This is a genomic window from Tautonia marina, assembly GCF_009177065.1.
Lineage (GTDB): Bacteria > Planctomycetota > Planctomycetia > Isosphaerales > Isosphaeraceae > Tautonia > Tautonia marina.
In genome coordinates, this window is sequence record NZ_WEZF01000014.1 from 77,871 (window position 1) to 103,580 (window position 25,710).

At 65.2% G+C, this 25,710-nt stretch carries 20 protein-coding genes; 16 read left to right on the forward strand and 4 right to left on the reverse strand.

Features of this window, described 5'->3' with window-relative positions:
• Window positions 1-11 precede the first annotated feature (11 nt).
• From GA615_RS17230 to GA615_RS17285, 12 genes are all read left to right on the forward strand, one after another.
• Window positions 12-1,718 (forward strand): serine/threonine-protein kinase, encoded by a 1,707-nt coding sequence (locus GA615_RS17230; RefSeq protein WP_152052561.1) that lies wholly within the window; start codon window positions 12-14, stop codon window positions 1,716-1,718.
• A gap of 256 nt (window positions 1,719-1,974) precedes the next feature.
• The gene (gene hcp, locus GA615_RS17235; RefSeq protein WP_152052562.1) at window positions 1,975-3,264 is read left to right on the forward strand and encodes a hydroxylamine reductase; all 1,290 of its coding nucleotides are present in this window, start codon (window positions 1,975-1,977) and stop codon (window positions 3,262-3,264) included.
• A 129-nt stretch (window positions 3,265-3,393) separates the two neighbouring features.
• Entirely contained in the window at window positions 3,394-4,314 is a 921-nt protein-coding gene (locus GA615_RS17240; RefSeq protein WP_152052563.1) for a sulfotransferase domain-containing protein, read from the forward strand.
• A 2,057-nt stretch (window positions 4,315-6,371) separates the two neighbouring features.
• Window positions 6,372-9,995 carry a DEAD/DEAH box helicase gene (locus GA615_RS17245; protein WP_161602395.1) on the forward strand — a complete coding sequence of 1,208 codons (3,624 nt, stop codon included), beginning with the start codon at window positions 6,372-6,374 and terminating at the stop codon, window positions 9,993-9,995.
• 64 nt (window positions 9,996-10,059) lie between these two features.
• Window positions 10,060-11,280, forward strand: a complete 1,221-nt coding sequence (locus GA615_RS17250) for an AAA family ATPase (protein WP_152052565.1) — start codon at window positions 10,060-10,062, stop codon at window positions 11,278-11,280.
• Window positions 11,277-11,894, forward strand: coding sequence for a DUF4276 family protein (locus GA615_RS17255; protein WP_161602396.1), 618 nt, complete (start codon window positions 11,277-11,279; stop codon window positions 11,892-11,894). The genes GA615_RS17250 and GA615_RS17255 overlap by 4 nt, the downstream gene beginning before the upstream one ends.
• Window positions 11,891-12,907: a glycosyltransferase family 2 protein gene (locus GA615_RS17260; protein ID WP_152052567.1), complete on the forward strand. Its 1,017-nt coding sequence runs from the start codon at window positions 11,891-11,893 to the stop codon at window positions 12,905-12,907. Before GA615_RS17255 ends, GA615_RS17260 begins: the two co-directional genes overlap by 4 nt.
• The gene (locus GA615_RS17265) at window positions 12,900-13,646 is read left to right on the forward strand and encodes a class I SAM-dependent DNA methyltransferase (RefSeq protein WP_161602397.1); all 747 of its coding nucleotides are present in this window, start codon (window positions 12,900-12,902) and stop codon (window positions 13,644-13,646) included. The genes GA615_RS17260 and GA615_RS17265 overlap by 8 nt, the downstream gene beginning before the upstream one ends.
• 207 nt (window positions 13,647-13,853) lie before the next feature.
• On the forward strand, window positions 13,854-15,059 hold the full coding sequence (locus GA615_RS17270; protein ID WP_152052569.1) for a nucleotide sugar dehydrogenase: 1,206 nt from the start codon (window positions 13,854-13,856) through the stop codon (window positions 15,057-15,059).
• A 156-nt stretch (window positions 15,060-15,215) separates the two neighbouring features.
• Window positions 15,216-16,244: an NAD-dependent epimerase/dehydratase family protein gene (locus GA615_RS17275; RefSeq protein ID WP_152052570.1), complete on the forward strand. Its 1,029-nt coding sequence runs from the start codon at window positions 15,216-15,218 to the stop codon at window positions 16,242-16,244.
• Window positions 16,208-16,963, forward strand: a complete 756-nt coding sequence (locus tag GA615_RS17280) for a class I SAM-dependent methyltransferase (protein ID WP_201750220.1) — start codon at window positions 16,208-16,210, stop codon at window positions 16,961-16,963. Before GA615_RS17275 ends, GA615_RS17280 begins: the two co-directional genes overlap by 37 nt.
• Entirely contained in the window at window positions 16,960-17,739 is a 780-nt protein-coding gene (locus GA615_RS17285; RefSeq protein ID WP_152052571.1) for a glycosyltransferase, read from the forward strand. The genes GA615_RS17280 and GA615_RS17285 overlap by 4 nt, the downstream gene beginning before the upstream one ends.
• A gap of 49 nt (window positions 17,740-17,788) precedes the next feature.
• Here GA615_RS17285 and GA615_RS17290 read toward each other — a convergent pair whose 3' ends face one another.
• Both GA615_RS17290 and GA615_RS17295 read right to left on the reverse strand, forming a co-directional pair.
• Window positions 17,789-18,547, reverse strand: a complete 759-nt coding sequence (locus GA615_RS17290) for a hypothetical protein (RefSeq protein ID WP_152052572.1) — start codon at window positions 18,545-18,547, stop codon at window positions 17,789-17,791.
• A gap of 142 nt (window positions 18,548-18,689) precedes the next feature.
• Window positions 18,690-19,511, reverse strand: coding sequence for a DUF434 domain-containing protein (locus GA615_RS17295; RefSeq protein WP_161602398.1), 822 nt, complete (start codon window positions 19,509-19,511; stop codon window positions 18,690-18,692).
• Window positions 19,512-19,690: 179 nt separating this feature from the next.
• Between GA615_RS17295 and GA615_RS17300 the strand changes: the two genes are divergently transcribed.
• The 3 genes from GA615_RS17300 (at window position 19,691) to GA615_RS17310 (ending at window position 22,523) form a co-directional block, all read left to right on the forward strand.
• A complete protein-coding gene (locus GA615_RS17300) occupies window positions 19,691-20,533 on the forward strand; it encodes a class I SAM-dependent methyltransferase (RefSeq protein ID WP_152052574.1) in 843 nt (280 codons plus the stop codon).
• Window positions 20,534-20,856: 323 nt separating this feature from the next.
• Entirely contained in the window at window positions 20,857-22,095 is a 1,239-nt protein-coding gene (locus GA615_RS17305; RefSeq protein WP_235905522.1) for a DUF362 domain-containing protein, read from the forward strand.
• A gap of 158 nt (window positions 22,096-22,253) precedes the next feature.
• Window positions 22,254-22,523, forward strand: a complete 270-nt coding sequence (locus GA615_RS17310; RefSeq protein ID WP_152052575.1) for a hypothetical protein — start codon at window positions 22,254-22,256, stop codon at window positions 22,521-22,523.
• Window positions 22,524-22,561: 38 nt separating this feature from the next.
• Here GA615_RS17310 and GA615_RS17315 read toward each other — a convergent pair whose 3' ends face one another.
• Both GA615_RS17315 and GA615_RS27555 read right to left on the reverse strand, forming a co-directional pair.
• Window positions 22,562-23,347: a DUF4058 family protein gene (locus tag GA615_RS17315; RefSeq protein ID WP_152052576.1), complete on the reverse strand. Its 786-nt coding sequence runs from the start codon at window positions 23,345-23,347 to the stop codon at window positions 22,562-22,564.
• Between the two features lie 144 nt (window positions 23,348-23,491).
• A complete protein-coding gene (locus GA615_RS27555) occupies window positions 23,492-23,632 on the reverse strand; it encodes a hypothetical protein (protein ID WP_161602399.1) in 141 nt (46 codons plus the stop codon).
• Window positions 23,633-23,714: 82 nt separating this feature from the next.
• On the opposite strand from GA615_RS27555, the gene GA615_RS17320 reads away from it, so the two are divergent.
• A complete protein-coding gene (locus GA615_RS17320) occupies window positions 23,715-25,607 on the forward strand; it encodes a vWA domain-containing protein (RefSeq protein WP_152052577.1) in 1,893 nt (630 codons plus the stop codon).
• Window positions 25,608-25,710 lie beyond the last annotated feature (103 nt).

A 25,710-nucleotide genomic window follows, 5' to 3' on the forward strand; every position in this document is an offset into this window, starting at 1 on the left:
GAGGCGTTGTGATGTCTGCGAAACCCGAAGCCAACGGCGACGAGGTCATCGAGCTGACCCCGACCGTCGAAATCGCCTTCCACCGAAGCCCCTCTGCCGACGACCCGACGCTCGACTTCACCCTCGGCGGCCCACCGGAGGGAGGAGGCCACGTCGAGCTGGTGGCCGGGGCGGCGCAGACGATCGGGACCGAGACGACCTCGCTGCTTCATTCCCGCTTGCGGACGGTCACCTTTGTGATGCTGGTGATCTTCTCGATGACGCTGGTCTGGTCGCTCGTCAACGAGGCGGCGTTCGACTCGGGGGCCTTGCGGCTGATCACGGGGGTCAACATTGCCCGGCTCGCCGTTCTCGGGGTGATTCTGGGCGTCCTCTGGAGCCGCCCTCACTTTTCGAATCGCTTCCTGAGAGGGCTCGAATATGCGCTCTTTGGCAGCCTGATCGTCTCGTGGATGGCCGTGCGCTACCAGTCGATCCTCAGTAACGCTCGGGCCGGAGCGATGGTCGATCTGGTTCTCGAAGCGCAGCTTCAGATGTTCGCGCTGTTTGTCTACATGATCCTGCACGGCCTGTTTATCCCCCACCGATGGACCGGCACGGCTCGGGTTGTGGGCACGATGGCGCTGGCGCCGGTCGTCACGCTGGCGGCCTTGAAGCTCGGGCATCCGGAACTTCTGGATCGGATTGCCGCGATCACCAACGAACGGACCCTGAGTACCGACATCCTGATCGTGGCCGTCGGCGTGTTTCTGGCCACCTACGGCGCGGCGATGTTCGACCGGATGCGGACTCAGGTGCACGAGGCCAAGAAGTTCGGCCAGTACCAGCTGGTGCGGAAGATCGGCTCCGGCGGCATGGGAGAGGTGCATCTGGCCGAGCACGCCCTCCTGAAGCGCCCCTGCGCCTTGAAGCTGATCCGGGCCGACGCCTCGGGAGACCCGACCGCCCTGGCCCGCTTCGAACGCGAGGTGCAGACAACCGCCCGCTTGACCCACCCGAACACGATCGAGATCTACGACTACGGTCACACCGACGACGGCACCTTCTACTACGTGATGGAGTACCTGCCGGGCATGAGCTCGGCCGAACTGGTCGAACAGCACGGCCCCCTGCCCCCCGGTCGCGTCATCTACCTGCTCCGCCAGGCCTGTAGCGGGCTGGCCGAGGCCCACGCCGAAGGCCTGATCCACCGTGACCTGAAACCGGCCAATGTGTATGTTTCCGAGCGTGGCGGGCTGTGCGACTTCGTCAAGGTGCTCGACTTCGGCCTCGTCAAGCTCACCCACGAGCCCGACGCCGCCCAGTTGACCGCCGACATGACCGTCAGCGGCACACCCCTCTACATGTCTCCCGAACAGGCGACCGGCGAGCGCGGGCTCGACGCCCGGTGCGATCTCTACGCCCTCGGCGCGGTCGCCTACTACTGGCTCACCGGCCGGCCTCCCTTCGAAGGGTCCAGCCCGGTTCAGGTGATGATCGCCCACGCCCGAGACCCCGTCACCCCCCCCTCGGCCCACCGCCCCGAAGTCCCTCAGGACCTCGAAGCCGTCATCCTCCGCTGTCTCGCCAAGGCCCCGGCCGACCGCTTCGCCGATGCCTCGGAGCTGGAACAGGCGCTCGCCTCGTGCGCCTCCGCCAGCGACTGGGACCACCGCCAGGCCGCCCTCTGGTGGCACGAGGTGACGCTCGGCCAGGCCGCCGCCCCCTCAGGCGCCTGATCGACCTCAAGGGTCTCAACACTCGCCTACCCCGTGATGCCTCGTAGCACCGAACTCGGACCAATCAGCCAAAACAAGACATCGAGGTCTTGAAATCTCTCTTTGGGGTCGCTAGAGTGGTCGCAACGGTCATGATCGCTCGTTCTGAGGGCCGGGGCGGGCAAGGGGCCGGGAGTTCGTTGGACGGACGGAGCGTTGCGGAGCGGGCGGTCGCCGGCTCGGGCGTCTCCTTGAGACATCGAGGGAGTCAACGACGATGTTCTGCAATCAGTGCGAGCAGACGGCCCACGGAATCGGTTGCACGATGAGCCCCGGCGTGTGCGGCAAAGATGCCGACGTGCAGTCGGTGCAGGAGTTGATCCTGTACGGCTTGAAGGGGATGGCGGCGTACGCGAATCATGCGCGACGGCTGGGCAAGAGCGACGAATCGGTCAGTGCGTTCATCGAAGAGGCTCTGTTCTCGACGATGACGAACGTGAACTTCGATCTGGAGAGCCTGTTCGAGATCGCGATGGAGCTGGGCCGGAAGAACCTTCGCGTGATGGAACTGCTCGACGAGGGGCACGTTGAGACGTTCGGAAAGCCGTCGCCGTCGGTCGTGCAGGCGGGCACTCGGCCGGCGCCGGGCATTTTGGTGACGGGTCACGATCTGGTCGATCTCTGGAACCTGTTGCAGCAGGTTGAAGGGACCGAGGTCAAGGTCTACACGCATGGCGAGATGTTGCCCGCGCACATGTACCCGAAGCTTCGGGAGCATCCGAACCTGGCCGGTCACTACGGCGGCCCCTGGCAAAAGCAGAAGCAGGAGTTCCCGAAGTTTGGCGGGCCGGTCGTGGCCACGACCAATTGCATCTTGATTCCGAAGGATGATTACGCCGACCGCATCTTCACCACGCGGTTCACGGCCGTGCCGGGCGGCACTCGGCTGAACGGCGACGACTACGGGCCGGTGATCGCCAAGGCGAGGGAATGCGGGCCTTTGCCGGAGGTTCGCCAAGGGACGTTCCAGGTTGGCTATCACCGGACGGTCTTGCTCGACGCTGCGCCGACGATCGTCGAGGCGGTGAAGGCGGGGCAGATCAGTCGGTTCTTCGTCATCGGCGGGTGCGACGGGGCCGAGCCGGGACGAAACTACTTCTCGGACTACGCGGCGAATACCCCTTCGGATTCCTTTATTCTCACGCTCGGCTGCGGCAAGTACCGGATTCTCGACCGCGACCACGGTACGCACCTTGGCTTGCCCAGGCTCATGGACATGGGCCAGTGCAATGATGCTTACGGGGCGATCCAGGTGGCCCTGGCGCTGGCCAATGCCTTCGGCTGCGGGGTGAACGACCTGCCGTTGACCTTGGTGGTGAGCTGGTTCGAGCAGAAGGCGGTGGCCGTCTTGCTCACCTTGCTGTCGCTCAACGTGCAGGGGATCACGATTGGCCCGAATCCTCCGGGGTTCATCACGCCGAAGGTCTTCCAGATTCTCCAGGAGAAGTTCGACCTGCGGTTGACCGGATCGGACCCCCTGGTCGATCTCAACCTGGCGATCTCCTGAGGCCCGCAAGCTCGCATGGCTTGGCCCGATCTCCCCGCGCTGTCCGGACTTGGGCTGGACGCTGCGGGGGGGATCGGCTAGGGTCCGACGTCCGGCTCGGCTCGTTCAGGGACGAAGGAGCGAGGATTCATGGACGTCATCTGTTGCGGAATGTATCGGGCCTGTTCGACCTGGCAATACGAGGTCATCGGGCACCTGATCGAATGGCGGCGCAAGGGGGAGCGGCTCGGCTACGTCGAGGGATCGGCCTACGACCCCGTGCCGGGCCGGGGGCGGTTTCGGGTCCTCAAGTGCCACGACCAGCACCCGAAGTTTGCCGAGGCCGTGGCCGAGGGAGACGCGCTGGCCGTTTACTCGTACCGCGACCTGCGCGACGTGATCGACTCGATGCGGCACAAGATGGGCCGATCGTTCGAGGCGTTGATGCACGAAGGGCTGGTGCATCGGATTTTGAGCAACGATCGGTTCTGGATAACCCGGCCCGGCGCGCTCGTGCAGCGGTACGAGGATTTGGTGGCCGACCCGACCGCCGGTGTGCTGGAGATTGCTCGATTCCTCGGGATCGCCCTGACGATCGACGAGGCCGAGGAGATTGCCGAGGCCTACTCTCCCGAGGCGAACCGTCGCCGGGTCGAGGCCGTTCGTCGCGAGGCCGAAGCGCAGGGGATCGATCCGGACGACCCGTCTCAGACCGTTCGGCAGGACGCGAAAACACTCTTTCACGGCAATCATTTGCGGCTCAGTCGGGTGGGAGACTGGCGCGAGGCGCTTTCGACCGAGGAGCAAGCCGTGCTGGCCTTGCTCGCCGGCTCCTGGCTGATTGCCCGAGGATATGAGTCCGATCTGTCGTGGGCACCGCAGGAGTTGGGGGCCGGAGTGGCCGGTCGGATCGCCCGGTCGCGCTGGCACTGCTGGGTCTACTTCACGGCAAGGCGGTATCCGAAGGTCGCCGCGATGGCCCGCCGATGGCTCGGATTCTCACGCGCCGAGGAGAGAATTTCTGCCGACGCTCCCGGTCGTCGGGAATCGACGACCGGGCAATGGACGTGAGCATGGGCGGGCCTCATTCGTGACCTTCGGCACGATTCAGCAACAGGCGATAATGTGAAGAAGGCTCAATCGGAACGATTCGAGCGTCGCCTCGCTCGCGGCGTTCCGAGGGTCGGAACGGTTGATCCCGAGGGGATCGAACCCTCAAGGGGGCACAAGCGTACGGAGAGAGCGCGAGCGTCTGGGTGGCACGCGGACAACACTCGGGCAAAGAGGATCGGCGGCGGGGACTTGATCTTTTTCAAGAGGCGTGCCAGAGTAAGAGATGAGCACGGTGAGATCACCGGACTCAATCGCGTGTGAAAAAAAAAGACGAGTGCCGGTGTGACTTGCCGCCGATCGGCAATGCCCGGCCCGTTGAGCCGGAAAAAGACCTGAGGATTGCATTCCGACCAAGCGGCTCCGTTTCGCGGTTCCCACGCCAAAGGCGCTTCCCCGCACGGGACTGGAAGACGCCCTGAGCATCGAAACGGGGTTGCCTGCGAATCTCGACCTCGCCGGTCGTAATTCGACCGATCGGCGTCGGGAACTGGGCTTGTCAGAAGGCCCGAGATGAGCACAATCCGCCGAGTGAGGGTTCCGGGAGGTCCGGCGGTTTCGTCGTACTCCATGCGGAACGCTTGTCTGGTGGATCGTCGTGGTCGTGTTCGTTGGCGACGACGACGGGCATTTCGGGCCGGGTCGCACTGTCTGGGTGCGGCGTCCGTGCGAGTGACCGTAGTGCGCCACCGTCGTGGCGGTCTTGCGGTGGCGCATTCGCGAGACGGGTGACGGCCTGCCCCGGAATCATTGCGCGGGGTGGAATCGCGGACCAAGAGTCGGAACGGGAATCGGGTCGCCTGAACCTTTGAGACTCAGGTTGTTCGGGTTCCAAACGTGGCTGGGCCAGGCGTGGTGCCGGTCGTTGAGTTTCGGTTGCATCGAGGTTTCGGAACGCGAGTTGCACTACGAACTTCTTTTGACGACGCTGGAGAACGCTTCCCACCTCCGAGGCCTCGGAGCGGTGATCGCTGCTCGTCGGTGGGGTGGAGAGGCGGTTCGTCGAGCCGAACCCACCGGAGCCGGTCAGACCCGGCCAGGTTCGGGAGCGGCCAAGGGAGTTTTTCGTCACGATCGGAGTTCCGCTGTCGTTGCGGTTTCGATCCTACCGATTCAACTGTTGGCGGATCGTGCCGGTGCCGGATCTGAGCCGGGCCGCCCACGACCCCCCTTGCCTATCCTGGTACGGGCTGACGATCACGTTGCTGGATCGAACCATTCCCTTGGGGGTTGGACCGGGTCGGGAGTCCTCCCCAACGCGTTTGAGACCTCGAACCGAGGTCTGAGTTGGCCGTTTGCCCTCGTCAATCTGCCTGCGAGTCGATCACCCGGCCCGGGGTCTTGTCATCGGCTCGGTGGCGATCGAAGGCAGCGGCATGAGGGCCTTCGCCGAGTCCGAAACGGGGCATCGGCGCGTGCGAGGGGAGCCCAGGGGATTGGGAGTCGCTGCTTGCCCTGCCGATTCTTGCTTGGGAAACGAGCGGTCTTTGGGGCCTCGGCCGGCATGATTGACGCTTCGTTCCGTGTGCGGGGGTGATGTTCCTTTCCCCCATTGCCATTGGCTTTGCATTCTCCCACCGATGGCCCAGAAATCACCACGACCTGACGACCGACATCGACGCGACCAACCGACATCGACCCCCGAGCCGATCGACGACTTGACTTCAACCGAACTGATCTGAAGCGATCGAGAGTCGAACGCTGACCGAACCGGTAGAGAACCGAGCCCCCGAGGGGGAACCTCCTCGGGAACGACCAGGCCCAGATCGAACGTCTTCGAGCGGGCCGGATCGACGTTTTGAGGACGAATGAACGACCAGACCAAGGACAGGCGCCCCGGCGCCGAGGGCCTTCCGCTTGGACCGATCGCTGATCGAACCGAGCGGGTGCCCCGGCCGTCCGAGGCGCAGGCGTCCCGAGGGCCGATCGAACCGGACCGTGACCTTCTGTCGCAGCATCGTGCGCCCAGAAGGAACGGATCTGGATCATCCCCCGATTTCCGACGCCAGGAGAGCAGCGTGGAACCGAGACGAAAGGCGCCGACGGGGATCGCCCAGAAAGTCGCCCGCGACTTCGCCGAGGGGGTCCGAGCCCGGGGCCGGGCCTACTTCGCCAAGGGGCGGGTACTGGTCCGCGTGGATGGACCGGGCGAGATTGCCGCGAAGGTTCGCGGCACGACGAGCTACCGCGTGCGGCTCTGGCTGCGCGGCGATCGCCTGCTCGCCTCGTGTACGTGTCCGTACTTCGGTCCGGAAGGGGCCGGCGCGCCGTGCAAGCACATCTGGGCCACGGTGCTGGCGACCGATGCGCGCGGCTTGCTCGAAAGCGCCGAAGGCCGACCGCTTCGCCTGCTCCCGGTCGGACCTCCTCGACGCCAGCCCCCCACCGGGGCGGCTCCCCCGGCGTTCGAACCGCCGCCCAACGGCCGGGTGAATGGTCATGGTCCGGGGCATGGTCATGGTCATGGATCGGGTCATGGCCCTGGCTCGGGGCCGGGACCGAAGCAGGGGTACGCGACGCATGGCCCGTCGGGACACCGGCCGGGACCGGGAGGGGGCCAGGGACGCCCGCAGCATCCGAAGGGTCCGCATCGCAAGTCGGGTCAGGGACCGCTGCCGACGGGACCGGGGCCGGGGCCGAGCGGTGGACCCGGCGCCAAGGGGTATGTCCCTCGTGCGGGGGTTCCGTTTGCCAAGGGGGGCAAGCCCCTGCCCAAGGCTCAGCAAGGCCCAGGGGGGAAGGGACAGGTTCCCGCGGCTCAGAACAAGCCGAAGAAAACCAAGCGACGGCTCTACTACATTGTCGATGTGCCGGCGACCCAGGCTCAAGGGCGACTGGTGATCGACCTCGCCCGCCGCGAGCGCAAGCCCGACGGCACCCGGGGTCCGTTGCGCCCCTGGTGGCACACGCCGGCCACGGCGGCCTCGAAGGTGGATGTCGAGGACCTTCAGATCCTCGAACTGCTTCAGCAGGCAAGAGATCTGGGAGCCTCGGCGAGTGCGGGATCGGGATCGGGAGCCGGGTCCTCGGGAGGAGGAGCGAGCGGTTCTCGCGGCCCCGCCAAGCTGCCGGGGGCGATTCGACGCTTTGTGCTGGCACCGGGCCGTCAGGTCGAGATCATCGAAAAACTCTGCCGAACGGGCCGCTGCCGCCTGCGACGAACCGACGGCGAAGACGATCCCCCGGGGCTCCGCTGGGACGACGGTCCCCCCTGGCAGTTCTGGCTCGACGTGAAGCAAGACTCTGCCGGCAAGCGCTGGACCTGGCGAGGAGCCCTGCACCGCAAGCATGGCCGGATCGATCTGGCCGAGCCGTTGGCGATCTTGCCGGGCCTGTTGATCCTCGGCACCGGCCGGGCGGCCCGGTTCGACGACGCGGGAGTGCCGCAGTGGGTATCTCGACTCCGCGAGGAAAAAGAGCTGATCTTCCTGGATGTCGAAAAGCAAGACACGATGCTTGCCTCGATCCTCGAAGAAGCGAAGCTCGGCCCCGGCGACCTGATTGAAGACCTGCCGCTGGAGACAATCCGGTCGGCTCCCCGGCCTCGCCTGGTCGCCCGGAGCCCGAGGCGCAACTATGGCGTCGAGGCCGATCGGGTGCTCGGCCAGCTTGAATACGTCTACAACACAACAGCCGTCCCTGCGCAGACGACCGGCAACCTGTTCGTCAGCACGAGCAAAGGGGTGGTCATCCACCGCGACGTTCCGGCCGAGCAAGCGGCGGCGATCCGGTTGTTCGAGGTCGGTTTCCGGGAGTCGAAAGACCACCTGGTCGATCCCGGCACCCTGGAGCTGCCGGCCAAGCGGCTCGGCCTGGTCGTCCGAGAGCTGGTGGCCGAAGGCTGGCAGGTCGAGGCCGAAGGGGAAGTGATCCAGCCGGTCGGTGAGTTCAAACTCTCGGTGACGAGCGGGATCGACTGGTTCGAGCTGGACGGCGCGGTCGATTTCGGCGGGCAGTCGGTCCCCTTGCCCGAGGTCCTGGCCGCCGCCCGTCGTGGGGAAGACCGGATCACCCTGGCCGACGGCTCGGTCGGCGTCTTGCCCGAAGACTGGATGAAGAAGTACGGGATGCTTGTCGATCTCGGCACCGAGAAGGACGGCATCCTCCGCTTCGGCTTCGCCCAGGCGAGTCTGCTCGACGCGCTGCTGGCCAGCCAGCCGAACGTGAAGGTCGATGAAGGCTTCCGCCGCGCCCGCAAGCAACTGCACGAGTTCGAGGGGGTCCGAGCACTCGACGCCCCCGAAGGCTTCGAAGGAGAGCTTCGGCCGTATCAGCGCGAGGGGCTCGGGTGGCTCGACTACCTGGAGCGCTTCGGCTTCGGCGGGATTCTGGCCGACGACATGGGCCTGGGCAAGACGATTCAGGTGCTCGCCCTGTTGCAGCACCGGAAAGTCTCGGAGAAGGCCGAGGGGCCGGCCCTGGCGGTTGTTCCCCGGTCGCTCGTCTTCAACTGGCTGGAAGAAGCGGCGAAGTTCACCCCTGAGCTTCGCGTGCTCGACTACACCGGCCGCGGCCGCCCGCAAATGCGGGAGACGTTCGACGAGTACGACCTGATCGTCACCACCTACGGCACCGTCCGCACCGACGCGGCCGAGCTGTCGAAGATCGAGTTCGACTTCGTCATCCTCGACGAGGCTCAGTCGATCAAGAACGCGACGAGCCAGGCCGCCAAGGCGTGCCGGCTGCTCAAGGGCAAGCACAAGCTCGCCATGAGCGGCACACCGATCGAAAACCACCTGGGAGAACTCTGGTCGATTATCGAGTTCCTCAACCCCGGTATGCTCGGCAGCGCCACCGCATTCAAGGGGCTCACCGGCGCCTCGGCCGGGCAAGACGAAGGGGCGCGGGCCGGCCTGGCCAAGGCGCTGAAGCCGTTCATCCTGCGACGGACGAAGTCTCAGGTCGTGAAGGATTTGCCCGAGAAGACCGAGCAAACCCTCTACTGCACGATGGAACCCGCCCAGCGCCGCATTTACGAGGAGCTGAAGGCCCACTATCGTCACGCCCTCTTGCGCAAGGGATCGAGCGATCTGAACAAATCCAAGATCGAGGTCCTCGAAGCCCTCTTGCGACTCCGCCAGGCGGCCTGCCATCCGGCTTTGATCAACGGCGAGCAATACGGCGAGGAACCGTCGGCGAAGCTCGACATGCTCTTGCCGCAACTGGCCGAGGTGGTGGACGAAGGGCACAAGGCGCTCGTCTTCTCGCAGTTCACCACCTTCCTCGGCCTGGTCAAGGACGCGTTGGATCAGGAAGGATTGACCTACGAATACCTCGACGGCCGGACCCGTAACCGGGCCCAGCGTGTCGAGCGGTTCCAGAACGATCCCGACTGCCCGATCTTCCTCATCAGCCTGAAGGCCGGCGGCCTGGGCCTGAACCTGACGGCGGCCGAGTACGTCTACCTGCTCGACCCCTGGTGGAACCCCGCGGTGGAGGCCCAGGCCATCGACCGCTCGCACCGGATCGGCCAGACGCACAACGTCTTCGCCTACCGCCTGATCTGCCGCGACACCGTCGAGCAGAAGATCGTCGACCTCCAGCAACAGAAACGCGAGCTGGCCGACGCGATCCTCAACGCCGATAACCGCTCGATCATCAAGAGCCTCTCGCGCGACGACCTGGAGTTCCTGCTCTCCTGAGGTCCACGGGGCCTTCCCCTTTTTCAAGGCCCCTTCCCCTCCCGCTCGCTTCGGACGCATCGCCATGTTCCTCCGCGAGATCACCCTCCGCAACCTCCTCTCCTTCGGCCCCGAGACGCCGCCCTTTGCGCTGCGCAATTTGAATGTTCTGATCGGACCGAACGGCTCGGGGAAGTCGAACTTCATCGAGGCGATCGGGCTGTTGCAGGCGGCGCCGACGGACATTACGAAGCCCATCCAAAGAGGAGGAGGCATTGACGAATGGCTCTGGAAAGGATTGTCCGAAAAAGTCAAGGCGTCCATTACCATTGAATTGAATGAGCCAGAAAGCCTGTCTCCTTTCTCGATTTGGCATCATTGTGAGATCCAGGATCTGGGGCACGTCATCCCCCATTTCGCCGGGCAGGTCGAGGCGATTTCCATCTCAGACGAGTGGGTCGATATTCCGGCGAGCGAGGGTGACCGAAGGGAGCGAATCTTCGATCGTAAAAAGGAGCAGTCGTCGCCGCCTTCTTCCAGTACCGGTTCGCACAGCATCGTGCTTGACCAAAATCAATCGATTCTGTCGCAGGCTTACCTCTTTGGCAGGGATCATGAAGAAGAGTTCATGCTCAAGCAGGCCCCGACGGCACTTCTCCTTTTATTGGAATTCTATAAAAGAATAAGAATTTACCGAGATTGGTCGTTCGGCCGTAGTTGTCCGCTCCGCCTGCCCCAACAGTCTGATGAGAAGGGTGATTTCCTCGCCGAAGACTATCTGAATCTGGGGCTTGTGTTGAACAGGCTCAAGCGGAATCTTCCTGTCAAGCGGGAGCTGCTTGAGTTGCTCGGCGACCTCTATCCGGGGATCACCGACTTCGGGATTGATGTCCTCGGCGGTAGGGTTCAGCTCTACTTGGAGGAAGAGCGTTTCCCGGTCCCTGCGACTCGCCTGTCTGATGGGACCCTTCGTTATCTCTGCTTGCTCGCAATCCTTTGTCACCCGAAGCCGCCGCCGTTGATCTGCATCGAGGAGCCGGAACTGGGGCTGCACCCGGACGTGCTGGTGAACCTGGCGAAACTGATCAAGAAGGCGTCGGAGCGGACGCAGTTGATCATCACGACCCACTCGGAAATCCTGGTTGATGCCTTGACGTACTCGCCCGAGGACGTGGTTATCTGTGAGAAGGGGGAGTCGGGCACGGTGATGCGGCGACTCGACGGTGAGGATCTTAAGGAGTGGCTCGAACACTACACCCTGGGTCAGCTCTGGAGCCGCGGCGAGATCGGGGGCAACCGCTGGTGAGCGTCGTCAAGCTCTATGTCGAGGGGGGCGGGAATCGGGTCCTGGACCAGGGGCTCCGGGACGCCTTCAAGCGGTTCTTCGCTAGGTCGGGCCTCCCTGAGGCGAGCATCGTCATCCGGGTGTGCGGGAGCCGTCGCGATGCGTTCAGGGATTTCGGGATCGCGTTACGTAAGGCCGGACCGGTGCAAGCGCCGATCCTGCTGGTCGATAGCGAGGAGGCCGTCCTCCCCCAACACTTCGGGAAGCCGTGGGACCATCTGCTCCGGGTCGACCGGTTTTCCAGGCCTGGGGGAGCGACCGACGATCAGGCCCACCTGATGGTCCAGTGCATGGAGAGCTGGTTCCTGGCCGATCGCCAGTGGCTCGCGAGGTACTTCGGCCAGCACTTCCACTCCGGGGCGTTGCCGGGGGCGTCCAATATCGAATCGATCGATAAGCGTCGCGCTCTGGAGGCGCTCGGCGGCGCGACAAAGGCATGTCAGAAGGGCAAATATAATAAAGGGAAGCACTCTTCCGAGATCCTCGCCGGCCTTGATCCCAAGAGTGTCAAGGAGGCGTCGGCGCATGCCCAGAGGTTGTTCGAAACGCTGAAGGCGAAGGGCTCGGGACGATGAGTCGGCGAGAATTGGACCGGGCCATGCTTTCGGTCGTCGTACCGGTGTACGACGAGGAGGAGGCGCTGCCGGAGCTGGAAAAGCGGCTGGCGGGGGCGGTCGAGGGGTTGGGGTTTGATCGCTTGGAATTTCTCCTGGTGTCGGACGGGAGCAGGGACGGCTCGGAGGAGATCATCCGCGCGATGGTCGCGCGTGACCCGAGGTACAAGGGGGTCTTCCTGTCGAGGAATTTCGGGCATCAGGCGGCGATCGGGACCGGGCTCGGCATGGCAAGAGGGTCGGTCGTGGCGATCATCGACGGAGATTTGCAGGACCCTCCGGAAGCGATTGCGGCCCTGATCGAGACGCTCGATCGCGGGGCCGACGTGGCGTACGGGGTGCGGACGAGGCGCAAGGAGTCGCTCCCGGCCCGCATGGCGTACGCAAGTTTTTATCGAGTGCTCAGGGCCGTCTCGGCGATTGAGATCCCGCTCGATTCGGGGGATTTCTGCTGCATGAGGAGGCCGGTCGTCGACGCCATGCTCGCCCTGCCCGAGCAACGGCGGTTTCTCAGAGGCTTGCGGGCCTGGGTCGGATTCCGGCAAGTGGGGGTCCCCTATGAGCGGGCGGCTCGGCACGCGGGAGCCCCGAAGTACACGCTTCGAAAGCTCGTTGCTCTCGCGTATGATGGCTTGTTCTCTTTTTCAAGCTTGCCGATCCGGGTGATGCAGCTTGCTGGGTTCGTGCTGTCGGCGCTGGCGATCGGGATTGCAATTTTCTACATCATCTGGTCCTTCCTGGCTCCCGAGCGGTTCCCGAGCGGGTTCGCCAGCCTGATTGTCTCGATCTGGTTCTTCGCCGGGGTGCAGTTGCTTTGCCTCGGGATCGTCGGCGAGTACGTCGTGCGAACCTGCGATGAGTCGAGAGGCCGCCCGCAGGCGATCATCCGCGAAGTGGTCGCCCAATCGGTGGAGCGAGGCGGCGAGGGAGAGCCGGGGCGCATCGAATCGGCTCGGATGGATCATCATGCGTGAATCGTATGGCGCGGTCTATGCCCGGCTCTACAACGAGCACTGGTGGTGGCGGGCCAGGGAAGCCATCGTGCTGCGGACGATCCGGCAGATGGGACTGGAGCCGGGCGAGGATCGGGAGATTCTCGATGTCGGCTGTGGCGATGGCTTGTCGTTCCCGGCGCTCTCGGCGTTCGGCCGGGTGCGGGGGATCGAGGTGGACGAGCGCTTGCTCGACCCGAACGGGCCGTACCGCGATCGGATTTTCACCGCGCCGCTGGGCGATCCACGTTACGAGGCCCCCTCGTGGCGGTTCGATCTGATCACGGCGCTCGACGTGCTGGAGCATATCGACGACGATCGCGCCGCGGCCGATGCGATGGTCCGGATGCTCCGGCCTAACGGTCTGCTGGTCGTGACCGTCCCCGCGTTCGAAACGCTCTGGGACGAGCACGATGAGATCAATCATCATTACCGACGGTATACGATCGGTCGGCTGCGTCGGGTGCTGGAGGGGATCGGCCTGGAACCAATCCGATTGCGATACGTCTTCCGGGGGCTGTTCGCGCCGAAGCTGGCCGTACGCCTGGTCAACCTCGGGCGTCGGCGGAAGGTGGCGCAGCACGGCATTCCCTCGCCTCGGGTCAACGCGGTGATGCGACAGCTCTGCGAGGTGGAAGACCGGGTGCTTGCTCGCGTGCCGGTTCCGTTCGGCACGTCGGTGCTGGCGGTCGCTCGCCGGGCCAGTGGCGACGGAGCGTGAGGCCGACACCAGCCAGGCCGGGGCCGATCCTGACGGCAAGGCACACACTCAACGCCAGGCCAGCCTTTGACGACCCGGTCAGGCTCGGCAACAATTGACGAAACGGTCTGGGCGATCTGGTCCCGCACGGAACCCCCTGCCCTGCCCTGATCCGCCGGCCAGGTCCGCCGACTGGCCGGCGACGATGCAACCGGAGCGATCCGACCGATGGCCGATCCCGAGTTCCGGCACGATGTCTGTGTGGTGGGAGGCTGCGGCCATGTGGGCTTGCCGCTGGCAATCACCTTTGCCTCGCACGGCTTGAAGGTCAGCGTTTCCGACATCAACGCGCAGGCGGTCGAACTGGTCCGATCGGGGCGGATGCCCTTTCTCGAAACCGGGGCCGAGGAGGCGCTTCGGGCGGTCATCGGCCGGACACTGGAGGTGGGCACCGAGCCGGAACTCGTCTCGCAGGCCAGGCATGTGGTGGTGGTGATCGGCACCCCGGTTGATGAACATCTCAATCCCACCTTCCACACGATGCGTCGCTTCTTCCAGGGGCTCATTCCGCATCTGAGAGACGGGCAGACGGTCATTCTCCGCAGCACCGTCTTCCCCGGCACGACCGAGAAGATCCGGGCGTTGCTCGATCGGTCGGGGGTACGAGTCCACGTGGCCTTCTGCCCCGAACGCGTGGCCGAGGGGAAGGCGATGGAGGAACTGGTTGTCCTGCCGCAGATTGTCTCCGGCTGTGACGATCGAGCGATCGAGGCTGCATCGGAACTGTTCGGAACGATTGCGAAATCCTTGATCTTTCTCTCGCCGTTGGAGGCGGAGCTGACGAAGATTTTCGCCAACGTTTGGCGCTACATTCAATTTGCCACGGCGAATCAGTTCTTCATGATTGCCGCCGATCATGGCCTGGACTTTTCCAGGCTTCACAATGCCCTGACCCAGGACTACCCCCGCATGGCGGGCCTGCCCCGAAGCGGGTTCGCCGCCGGACCCTGTCTGTTCAAGGACACAATGCAGCTCTCGGCTGCCTATAACAATAACTTTGCACTTGGTCATGCGGCGATGCTGGTGAATGAAGGGTTGCCGAACTTTCTGGTCAAGCACGCCAAGCAGCGCTTTGACCTGGCGAGCATGACCGTCGGCCTGCTGGGCATGGCCTTCAAGGCCGAGAGCGACGACCCGAGAGAATCCCTCTCGTACAAGCTGCGCAAGCTGCTCGAAGCGGAAGCGGAAACCGTCTTGTGTACGGATGAGTATATTCGTGACCCGAACTTTCTGCCGGTCGAGGACGTGGTGGCGCGGGCGGATCTTCTGTTCATCGGAGCACCGCACCGGAGGTATCGAGAGCTGTCGATTCCGAGCGAGCTGCCGGTGGTGGATGTCTGGAATCTGTCGGGTCGGGGAGCGTTTCCGGAGTGATCCGAGTGCGCCGGATGCCTTGAACGGCGGGGCGATTCCTGGGACGATACGATCAAGGGTCGGTGGTTCGCCCGGTTCGCAGCCTGTCGCAGTCCGTCCGTTGTCGGACGTCGCCCACCATGCCGGCTCGATTGATGGAATGAGGATGGCGCATCGATGAAGATCCTGGTCACCGGAGCCGCCGGGTTCATTGCCGGATACCTGGTCGAGGAGTTGCTGGAGGCCGGGCACGAGGTGATCGGCCTGGACAACTATTCGAAGTACGGGCCGATCGATCACTCCTACGACCAGCACCCCCGCTATCGCCTGGTGCGCGGGGATGCCAAGGACGTGGCCTTGCTGACCGAATTGCTCCGGGGGTGCGATCACTTCGTGGCCGGTGCGGCCATTATCGGCGGCATCTCACTCTTTCATGAGAAAGCGTACGACCTGATCGCCGAGAATGAGCGGATCACGGCCGCGGCCTTCGACGCAGCGATCGCCGGCTTCAACGGCGGTCAGGGGTCGCTCCGGAAGATCACCGTGGTCAGCTCGTCGATGGTTTTTGAGAGCTGCGACGAGTTTCCGACCCCCGAAGGAGCCGAGCGTCGCTGCCCGCCGCCGGCCTCGACCTACGGCTTTCAGAAGCTGGCAACCGAGTACTTCGCCCAGGGAGCCTGGGAACAGTACACGCTGCCGTACACGATCGTCCGGCCGTTCAACTGTGTGGGGATCGGCGAAAAACGAGCCGTGGGCGATCATGAGGTCATGTCGGGAAATGTGAAGCTGGCCATGAGCCACGTCGTGCCCGACCTCGTTCAGAAGGTGCTCAAGGGCCAGGACCCGCTGCACCTGCTGGGGGATGGGCGCCAGGTCCGGCATTACACGTACGGCGGCGACCTGGCGCGGGGGATTCGCCTGGCGGTCGAGCATCCCGATGCAACGAATGAAGATTTCAATCTTTCGACCGATGTTTCCACGACGGTGCTGGAACTGGCCGAACTGATCTGGACCAAGGTTCGAGGCAAGGATGAGCCGTTTCGCTATGTCAGCGATCCCCCCTTCCCTCATGACGTGCAGCGGCGGGTGCCGGATGTGAGCAAGGCCAGGCGCGTGCTTGGCTTCGAAGCGACGACGTCGTTGTCGGAATCCCTCGACGAGATCATTCCGTGGATCGACCAGCAGATCAAGGTGGGGGGCATTTGACCGCCCCGACCACTCCGGCCGGTGCGGGTGCGCTCAACGCCGAGCTTGACCGGCTCTACGCCGGCCGCTTCAGCGCCCGCGACCGACAGGGGAAGGCACGGCTCTGGCAGGTCCTTTGCCGATCCTTCTTCGACCATTACGTGCCGGCCGAGGGGGCCGTGCTCGACGTCGGGGCCGGCTACTGTGACTTCGTTAATCAGGTCAGGGCGCGGCGTCGGATCGCCGTCGACCTGAACCCCGACACGGTGACGGCCGCCGGCGCGGGGGTCGAGGTCTTCACGCATCCGCTGGAACGCCTTGATGAAGTGATCGCACCCGAGTCGATCGACCTGGCCTTCGCCAGCAATGTGTTCGAACACCTGAGAGGTCCCGATGCCCTGCTCCAGGTCCTCGGAGCCTTGCGGACGGTGCTCCGGCCGGGCGGTCGGTTGATGATCATGCAGCCGAACGCCCGGGTGGTGGGCGGGGCGTTCTGGGACTTCTTCGACCACACCTTGCCCCTGAGCGAAAAGGGCATGGCCGAGGCGCTCGGGATCGCCGGGTATGAGGTGATCGAGTCTCGGGCGAAATTCCTGCCGTACACGACCAAGAGCCGATTGCCGCAATGGCCGATCCTGGTTCGCCTCTACCTGGCCCTGCCGCCGGCGCACTGGCTGTTCGGCGGCCAGATGCTTGTGGTCGCTCGCAAGCCGGGCGCTTCGGCCGGAGGATCGCCATGACCACCGAGGCTGCGAGCGCCTCCAGCCTGGCCGAGATCGACTTCGTCATGCCCGTCTACAACGAGGGAGCGAACATCGCTCGGGCGCTGGCCGAACTCGATGCGCAGGTGCAAATTCCCAAGCGCGTCCTTGTCGTCTACGACTTCGACGAAGACGACACCCTGCCCGAACTTCGCCGCCTGGCCCCGGCGTATCCCTGGGTCGAGACGGTCAAGAACACCCTGGGCAAAGGGGTTCTCAATGCGATCCGGGCCGGAATCGCCGCGACGACCGCCGAGGTGGTCATCATCACCATGGCCGACCTGTCCGACGACCTGACCGTCGTGCCGACGATGGTCCGGATGATCCGGCAAGACGGCTACGACATCGTCGCCGCCTCACGCTACATGAAGGGAGGGCGGCAGATCGGCGGCCCGTTGCTCAAGAAAACGATGTCGAGGGTCGCGGGCGTCAGTCTTTACTGGCTCGGCGCCCTGCCGATTCATGACGCCACGAACGCCTTCCGCGCTTATCGCCGCCAGGTCCTGCTCGATTTTCCGATTGAGAGCCAGGGGGGCTTTGCCTATTCCCTGGAGATCACCGCCAAGGCTCACGCCGCCGGCTGCACCATTGGCGAGGTCCCCTCCACCTGGCGCGACCGCTCGGCCGGTGCGTCGCGATTCCGCCTCCGGGCCTGGTTGCCGCACTACCTGAAGTGGTACGGCTATGCGCTTACCCATCGGCCGAAGCGAACCACGGGGAGCGGCGTCGAGCCACCGCCGAGCCAATCCCCGTAGCCCCTTTGTTTCTGTCTGGTCCGTCAGTGAGCCACGCCCAAACACTTGCTCAGCGAACGATCCGGGCGTCGGGCTTGGCTTCCTGAAGTTTGGCGACGGCCTCGTCGGAAACCTCGGTGCCGATCAGGTAGAGCGTGCGGAGCTGGGGCAGCTCGGCGAGGGTGGCGAGCCCGGCGTCGGTGATCTTGGTCTTGCTCAGGGAAAGCTCCTTCAGCTCGGGAAGCTCCTTGAGGTGGGCGAGCCCCTCGTCGCCGACCTCGGTGCCGGTCAGAAAGAGCATGCCGAGCGAGGGGAGTTCCTTCAGGTGTTCCAGGGCCGCGCCGGTCAGGGCCGGAGACATGATGGTCAGGGCGGTGATTCCCTTGATTTCCTTCAGCTTGGCCGCGGCCTCGTCGTTGAATTCGGGGTTGTCCACGTAAACGACGGTGACAGAGGGCAGCCCCTTGAGGGCTTCCAGGGCGGCGGCATCGCCTCGCCAAAGCTTCGGCAGGGTGACTCGGGTGGTCTTCGGCCCCTCGTCGGGGCCTTCGACGGCAACCCCCGCGCCCAGGGCTTCCAGATCCTTGATGGCGAGGGTCAGCTCCAGGTCGGCGACCTTCTTCTCCAGCTCGGCGATCCGTGCCTTGAGGACTTCGGGATCGTTCGGATCGGCCTCCTCTTGCGGCTTGGCGTCCTCGGCCGGCTTCTCCTCGTCCTGGGCGAAGGAGGCCGTCGAGGCGATCGGGGAGAGGATCAGGGCGAAGGTCATCGGCAGCAGGGCCAGCCACCAGGGGGCGGAGGCGGATCGGGTCGAGGTGCGGCGAATCATGGGCGTCGGGCTCCCTGTTGAAGGTCTTCGAGCGAGGATCTCGGTTGGATTGGCCCCGGTGTCTCGGGGGCGGGAATCGTCGGGGTCCGTCGGTGGGATCATGCGGTTCCCGAGGTCCGGGCAATCCGCGTTGAGGTTCAGGCTACTGGCCCGACGGCTCCTCCGCAACGCCCGGCCCCACGCGAGGAGGCTCGGAAAGGTCAACGACCCACGCCCCCGGCACCGCTCGCTCAACGACCAGGCGGGCCATCGGGAACCACTGGGCACAGTGGTCGAGGACCTCCGAATCGGCCGACGCGACGACCACCTCGGCAGGCCCGGCGATCAGTTCGGCGTCGGGGTTGAAGGGAAGCTCGACCTCCCAGGGCCAGCCGCGATCCGAGGCCACCTCGCGCAGGATCGCCGCCAGGCGCCCGCTGTTCGAGACCGGCCGGTCGAGCAGCCAGAGGCTCGGGCCGACCCGCCAATCGGCCAGTGCCTCGCCGATCAGGGCGATTGCCGGCCGCGTTTCCTCAACCCGCCGATAGGTGCCGTGGACTCCCGCCAGGTCTCGGAGCGACCCGTCCCGGCCGAGCAGTAACGGGGCCCCGCCCAGCGCCGCCTCGATCGTCGTCAGGACGTTGAAGCCGTCGATCCGCAACGAGCGGCCGGCGATCGCGTCGAGATCGAGCCGACGGCTCAGGCGATCGGCCCGCTGGGCATCGGAACAGGCCGATCGTAAAACAGCTTTCCGCGAGCGATCGGGCAGCCGGTGGCGGTCGCCAACGAGCTTCAGGCTCGACGCCTCGGCATAGCCCCGACCGAACAGCCAGGCCAGATCCGCCACCGCCTCGCGAAGCGCCGGGATGGCCTCGGGAGCGAACAGCGAGGCGTCGCGCGGGTCGGCCCCTCGGTGCGATCGGCGGTCGGGCATCGCGGCGATCCCTTTGCTCATTTGGGAGCGGTTGGTGCAGTCTTTTTCCAAGGGGCCAGCCTCCAGAGGATCGCCCCGAGGCTCGAAGCCGGTCAAGCCCCCGCGTGTTTCCTGTGCAAGCGATCGTCGGACGGAACGGACCACTGGCATCGAACTTGCTCGCCGCATCCCGATTGTCCCAGGGGCGAGCCGATCGACCGCCCTCGATCCGGCCCCTTCGAGCGGAGGGCATGCGCGCAATGACCGACACCGAAGACACCATCCCCAGCTACCAGGAATCGCTTGCGGCGTTTCATCAGGCGTTTGGCGACGAGTTGCGAGAACTGATCGGGGCGTTGCCGATCGCCGAGGGAAACCGGGTGCTCGACCTGGCCTGTGGCGACGGCCGTTATGCGGCCTGGCTCGCCGATCGGGTCGGGCCGGAGGGCCGGGTCGTGGCGGTCGATCTGAGCGGGGCGTACCTCACGCTGGCCCGTCAGGTCGTCAGCGAACAGGACCCGGAGGGCCTCGTGCGCTTCGTCGAGGCCGACGTCTTTCGCGTCCCGTTACAGGAAGGGTCGTTCGATCTGGCCTGGTGCGCTCGGAGCCTTCGGAGCCTGCCCGACGCGATCGAAGTCCTGCGCGGGATGGCTCGCCTGGTCCGGCCGGGAGGGGCCATCGCCGTTCTTGAAGAAGATGCGCTGCACCACCTGATCCTCCCCTGGCCGGAAGACCTGGAGCTGGCCCTGCGCCGGGCCGAGCTGGAGGCCCTGGCCGCGCAGATCGGCCAGCCGAGACGCTACTACGCCGGGCGTCGCCTGCCGCAACTGGCCCGAGAGGCCGGTCTGGATCGCGTTTCGGTTTCGACCCGGGCGATCGACCGCTGGGCGCCACTTACGGAACCCGAGCGGGCCTTCATCGACCTGGAACTGGCGGCCCTCCGACGCCGGGTGATCGGCCGGATCGACCCCGAGATGCGAGAGGTCTTCGATCGCCTCGTCGATCCCGATTCCGACGCCTATCTGCCGGCTCGCCCCGACTTCACCATGACCTGCATCGAGCGGGTGGTGGTGGGCCGCCGGCCCGAGGCGTGATCGGGAGTCGTGGCCCGCTCGCGCGGCCGTTTCGAGCGATCGTGCCCGATCAGGTGTTTCTGCGTCATCACGAGTGAAGCAAAAGGTCAGTCAGCCAGAGGCGCGGCGCGGGGAACCGTGTAGAATCGGGGAACGCAGCAGTTGATTCCAGAGTGCTCGATGCATGGGATCAATCGCGATGCACGTCTCGCAGTCCCGCGATTCTCGACAACGGGGCTGCTTCGAGTTCCGTTCCGTTGATTCCTTGCTCCGTCTTCTCTGTGTGCGAGTCGTCCGATTCGCTCTCCGACGCCGAGGGTGTCGGATCCCCAAAAGGAGTTTCGATGATGCGCGGTCGTTATCCGTGCGGTGGGATGCAACGTCGTCAATTCTTGGCGGGGGCCGCCGCGGCCGTTTCGGCATTGGGGGCATTGCCGACGTTCGCCTCGGCCCAGCAGGCGCCCCGAGGGCGAAATCGCGGAGGGAACGCCGAGCCGGACGGAACGCTCGGCGTCCCGGGACCGTATCCCGGTCAAGTGATCGAGGCCCGCAACCCGGCGATGATCCGTGGCGGCGCCAAGAGCCGTGAGGCGATCCGGGCGACCCTCGGCCGAGCCCTGACCGAACTGACCGGCGCCGATCACCCGGTCGAAGCCTGGCGGTCCTTCGTCGAGCCGGGAGACGTGGTCGGCATCAAGGTCGTGCCCAACGGCCACCCGCAGCATCCGACCTCTCCCGAACTGGTTCTCGAAGTCATCGACGGCCTGCGATCGGCGGGGGTGAAGCTGACCGACGTGGTCGTCTTCGACCGCTATGAGTCGGAATTCCTCGCCGCCGGCTACCAGAACATCCTGCCCGATGGCGTCGCCTTTGGTGGTCTGACTCCGAAGGAAGGGGACGGCTCCCAGTTGAAGCTCGACTTCGAGGGGGGCAAAGGATTTTCCGGCTACGACCGTGACGAGTTCGTCGAGATGAACCTCGTCAGCTCCGGCCACGATCCGAAGGACGACCGCGCCTATCGCTCGCACCTCGGCCTGCTCGTCACCAAGCGCCTGAACAAGATCATCAGCCTGCCTTGCCTGAAAGACCACGGCGCCTCGGGCGTGACCGGCTGCCTGAAGAACATGAGCCACGGCCTGGTCAACAACGTCGAGCGGTCGCACTCGACCCCGGCGGCCAACGCCACGAACACGTTCATCCCGTCGATCGTCCAGCACCCGATCATCCGGGCCAAGTGCGTCTTGCAGATCATGGACGGCATCCGAGGCATCTGGCAAGGCGGGCCGTTCGGCAACAACGCCGACTGGGCCTGGGATTACAACGCCCTGCTCGTCGGCACCGACCCGGTGGCGATCGACCACGTGGAATGGGACATCATCGACGCCAAGCGGGCCGAGATGGGCGTGCCCGGCGTCGGCGCCGTTGGCAAGCTCGCGGCCGACCCGTTCCAGCGCGAAGGCTTCGACATCCGCCAGCCGCAACACATCGCCCTGGCCGGCAACCTCGGGCTCGGCTATTTCGACTACCGATCGCCGCTCGGCCGTCGTCGGTCGATCAACCACCGGGTCATCCAGGTCGGCTAGCGCGCAGGTCGGCTGGCGCGGCGTCCGCCTCACATGGCGGATTGACCGTGCCGCGGACCCCTCTCCCCGCTCGCGGGGGAGAGGGTGGCCGCAGGCCGGGTGAGGGGGGCCGACCACCTCGACACGCAACGGGAAACCGCTCGCATGGAGCCCTGACCATGCGATTACGCTTGCTGATTGCCGCGCAACTGGCCTGGGTTTCCCTCGCCGGGGTCCTCTGCCGGGGCCTCTTGCCCAAGGCGATTGCCGAATGGGTCGAAGGCATTGTGGCCCCGACGTACCTGTTCGCCCTGTTCGGGTTTCCGGTGCTGGTCATCCTCGCGGTGCGTCGGGAGCATTGGCCGGAATGGCGATTCTGGCTGGTCGGCCTGATCCAGACCGCACTGACGTTCGCCACCTTGCTCGCGGTGATGCCGGCCTTCCAGTGATGCGTCTGCGCGCCGGTGGTCTGTTTGGCCCTTGACGCTCACCCTTCGAGCCGGGGCTTCCATCGCCTCGGGAAGACGTCAAAGGCCGCCTGGTACGTTGCTTCCAGGGGGACTTCGACGCATCCCCGAGGCAAGAGGAACAGGGGCATGTCGGTCAGGCGATCGCCCACGGCGGCCGGCACGACGAAGGCACGGATCGTCTCGTCCGTCTCGTAGCTGGCGAGCGTCAAGGGGCGCTCCTGCTTCGGGAGCGGACGGCCGTCGATCGCTTCCCAGATCAGGGCGTGGATACCGTTCGGGTCGCGGGGGCCGGGCGGCAGCAGGTCGAGGATCATCAGGTGGATCTTCTGGTCGAGCAGGAAGGCCGCCTTGCGGACGAACTGCTCGATTGCCATCTGGCTGTGCTTGTTGCCGGGCGAGACGACCTCGACAATCGCCACCACCCGATCATCGCTGACGTGCCGGACCGTGACGCTCGCCGCCTTGCGCCGGTAAAACTCCATGTCGGTCTCGGCCGACGGAGCAAGCTTCGGCTCGGCCAGGGCAAGGCCCCCCGCCCCCGGATTCGGACCGAGGGGCGACCAGGAGCCGTTCGAGCCGTTCGAGCCGTTCGAGCCGTTCGAGCCGTCGGGCTCGTCGTCCGGCGCAGCACCCTGGAGCGTCAAGACATCGGGGCCGAACCCGCCGGTCACCTGCTCGGCCATCGCGTAGTAATCCGGCGGCAGCACCCTGGCATTCAGAATACGCTTGATCTCCTCAATCCAGGCGTGGTGGAAATCGTGGAAGACCCCGGCTTCGACACGGGTCCAGTCGTGAATCGGCATGGGGCACCTCCGTTCGGTTCGATGATACCAACAACGGGAAGAGGGTCGCAGCGCAAAAGCACCGGGCGATCCTCACGCCTTGGAGGAGACCAAGGCCCGGATTCCAAACGGCAACGGCCCACCCGCTCGCCTTGCGAAAGGATGTCACGCCGGGCAGACGGTGCCGTAAAGTTCATTGGGCCGCGACGCCCCTTCGGAACGCCGGTCGGCAAACCGAGGCACGCGACGGGGTGACGCGTTGCCTCGATCATGCATGGTGTCGTAGAATGGATCGAACCAGCTCATCTCCTTGATCGAATTCAAATCAAGTGACGTGAGAAAAAGGGTCTCCAACGCATCCGACGCGAGGACGGAGGGAGGAGCCTTGATGAGAGGTCTGGCGAGCAGGATGCGGCAGTGGGTGGCCGAGCAATGGGCCCACCTGCGCGAGGCCCGGTCGTCGATCGTGGCCACGGCGTATGGCGTCAGCCTCCTGGTTCATCTGGCGATCCTCGGCATGTTGACGGTCGCTGGTGTCCTGATGGGCCGCGAGGTCGCGCGGTCGATCGAGGCGTCAATCGTCGATACGGCCCTGCCCGATCTCGAACGGCTCGACGCCACCGAACTGCTCGAAACCGATCTGGAGGCGACGCTCGACCCGGTCCTGGCGAAGACTGCCCCTCGCTTTTCTCCTCGGATTGTCGAGGACATCGCCGAGCCCGATCCCGAGCTTCAGATCGACCCGCTTTCGGTCGCCCCGTCGATGCTCTTGCCCTCGGCCACCACGCTGAGCACCCGCGTGGAACTCCGAGGAGACGGGGCCGAGCATGTCGATGGCGTCGAGGGGGCGGTCGATCGCCTTGCCCTGGAAATCCTTCGCCAGCTCGACAAGGGGCGTGTGCTGGTCGTCTGGATGTTCGACGCCTCGGGCAGCCTGCACGCCGAACGCGAGCGGCTGGCCGAACACATCGGCAAGGTCTATGAGAACGTGCTGGCCAGGCCCGAAGGCTCGTTGGCTCACGAAGGAGGGCTGCTGACGATGGTCGTCGCCTTCGGATCGGGTCGCAAGACGATGACCGAGGAACCGACCGACGACACGGCCGCGATCATCTCGGCCATCCAGGGCGTCCCGCTCGACGAAACGGGCGAGGAGACGACGTTCCAGACCGTGCTTGACGTCGCCCGCCGCTGGGGATCGTTCAAGAAGGACAAGGAACCGTACCGGACAATGGCGATCCTCGTCACCGATGAGGTGGGAGACGACGAGGAGAAGCTCGAACCGGCCATCGCCGCGGCGAAGAAATCGGACATGCCCGTCTATGTCCTCGGCAACTCGGCTCTGTTCGGCCGGGCCGAAGGCTACATGGACTACACCGACCCGAAGACCGGCCAGTTTTACCGTCGCCTGCCGGTTCGCCAGGGGCCCGAGAGTGTCGCCCTGGAACAGATCCGCCTGCCCTTCTGGTATCAAGGCCCGCAGCACACGGAACTCGACGCCGGCTTCGGCCCGCACGCCCTGAGCCGACTGGCCGCGACGACCGGCGGCATCTACTTCGTCACCCGGATGGGCAGCAGCCGGCCGACCTTCGACCCCAGCGGGATGCGGGAATACCGGCCCGACTGGGTCAGCGCCGGCCAGTACCGCGCGGCCGCCTCTCGCAGCCCCTTGCGGTCGGCCGTCCTGGCCGCGGCCCAGATCACCCAGCAAAACCTGCCGGGCCAGCCCTCCCTGGTCTTCCCGACCGCCGGCACCCCGCAGTTCAAGGAAGCGATGGAACGCAACCAGACCATCGCCGCCCGCGTGATGTACACTGTCGAGGAAGCGCTCGGCCCGATCCAGTCGGCCGCCTCGTACCGCGACCGCGAAACCTCTCGACGCTGGCAAGCGCACTATGATCTGATGAGGGCTCGCCTCCTGGCCGTCAAGATCCGCTGCTACGAATACGATTGGGCCTGCGCCCAGATGAAGGTCAACCCTCGGCCCTTTGACAACGAGAAGTCCAACGCCTGGCGATTGGAGCCGGATTCCGAGATTCACTACAGCCCCTCGGCGCAACGAGCCGGAGAGGAGGCCCGAGAACTGCTCGAACGGGTCATGACCGAGCATCGCGGCACCCCCTGGGCCGTCCTCGCCCAGCGCGAGCTGCGCGACCCGTTCGGCTTCAAGTGGGTCGAGACCTACGTGCCCCCTCCGCCTCCCCCCTCCGACAACGGCGGCGCGGCCCGCAAGAAGAACCAACCCAACGCCAACGGCCCGGCCGCTCCCGTGCCCAAGTTGTAAGAAGCCCCCTGGCCCGTTAAGCTTTTGATCCATCCCTCGGGATGAGTGAGTGACCCTGAAGCCCTGACCGCCGATTCGCCTCGAACCCGATCCCCGAGTCTCA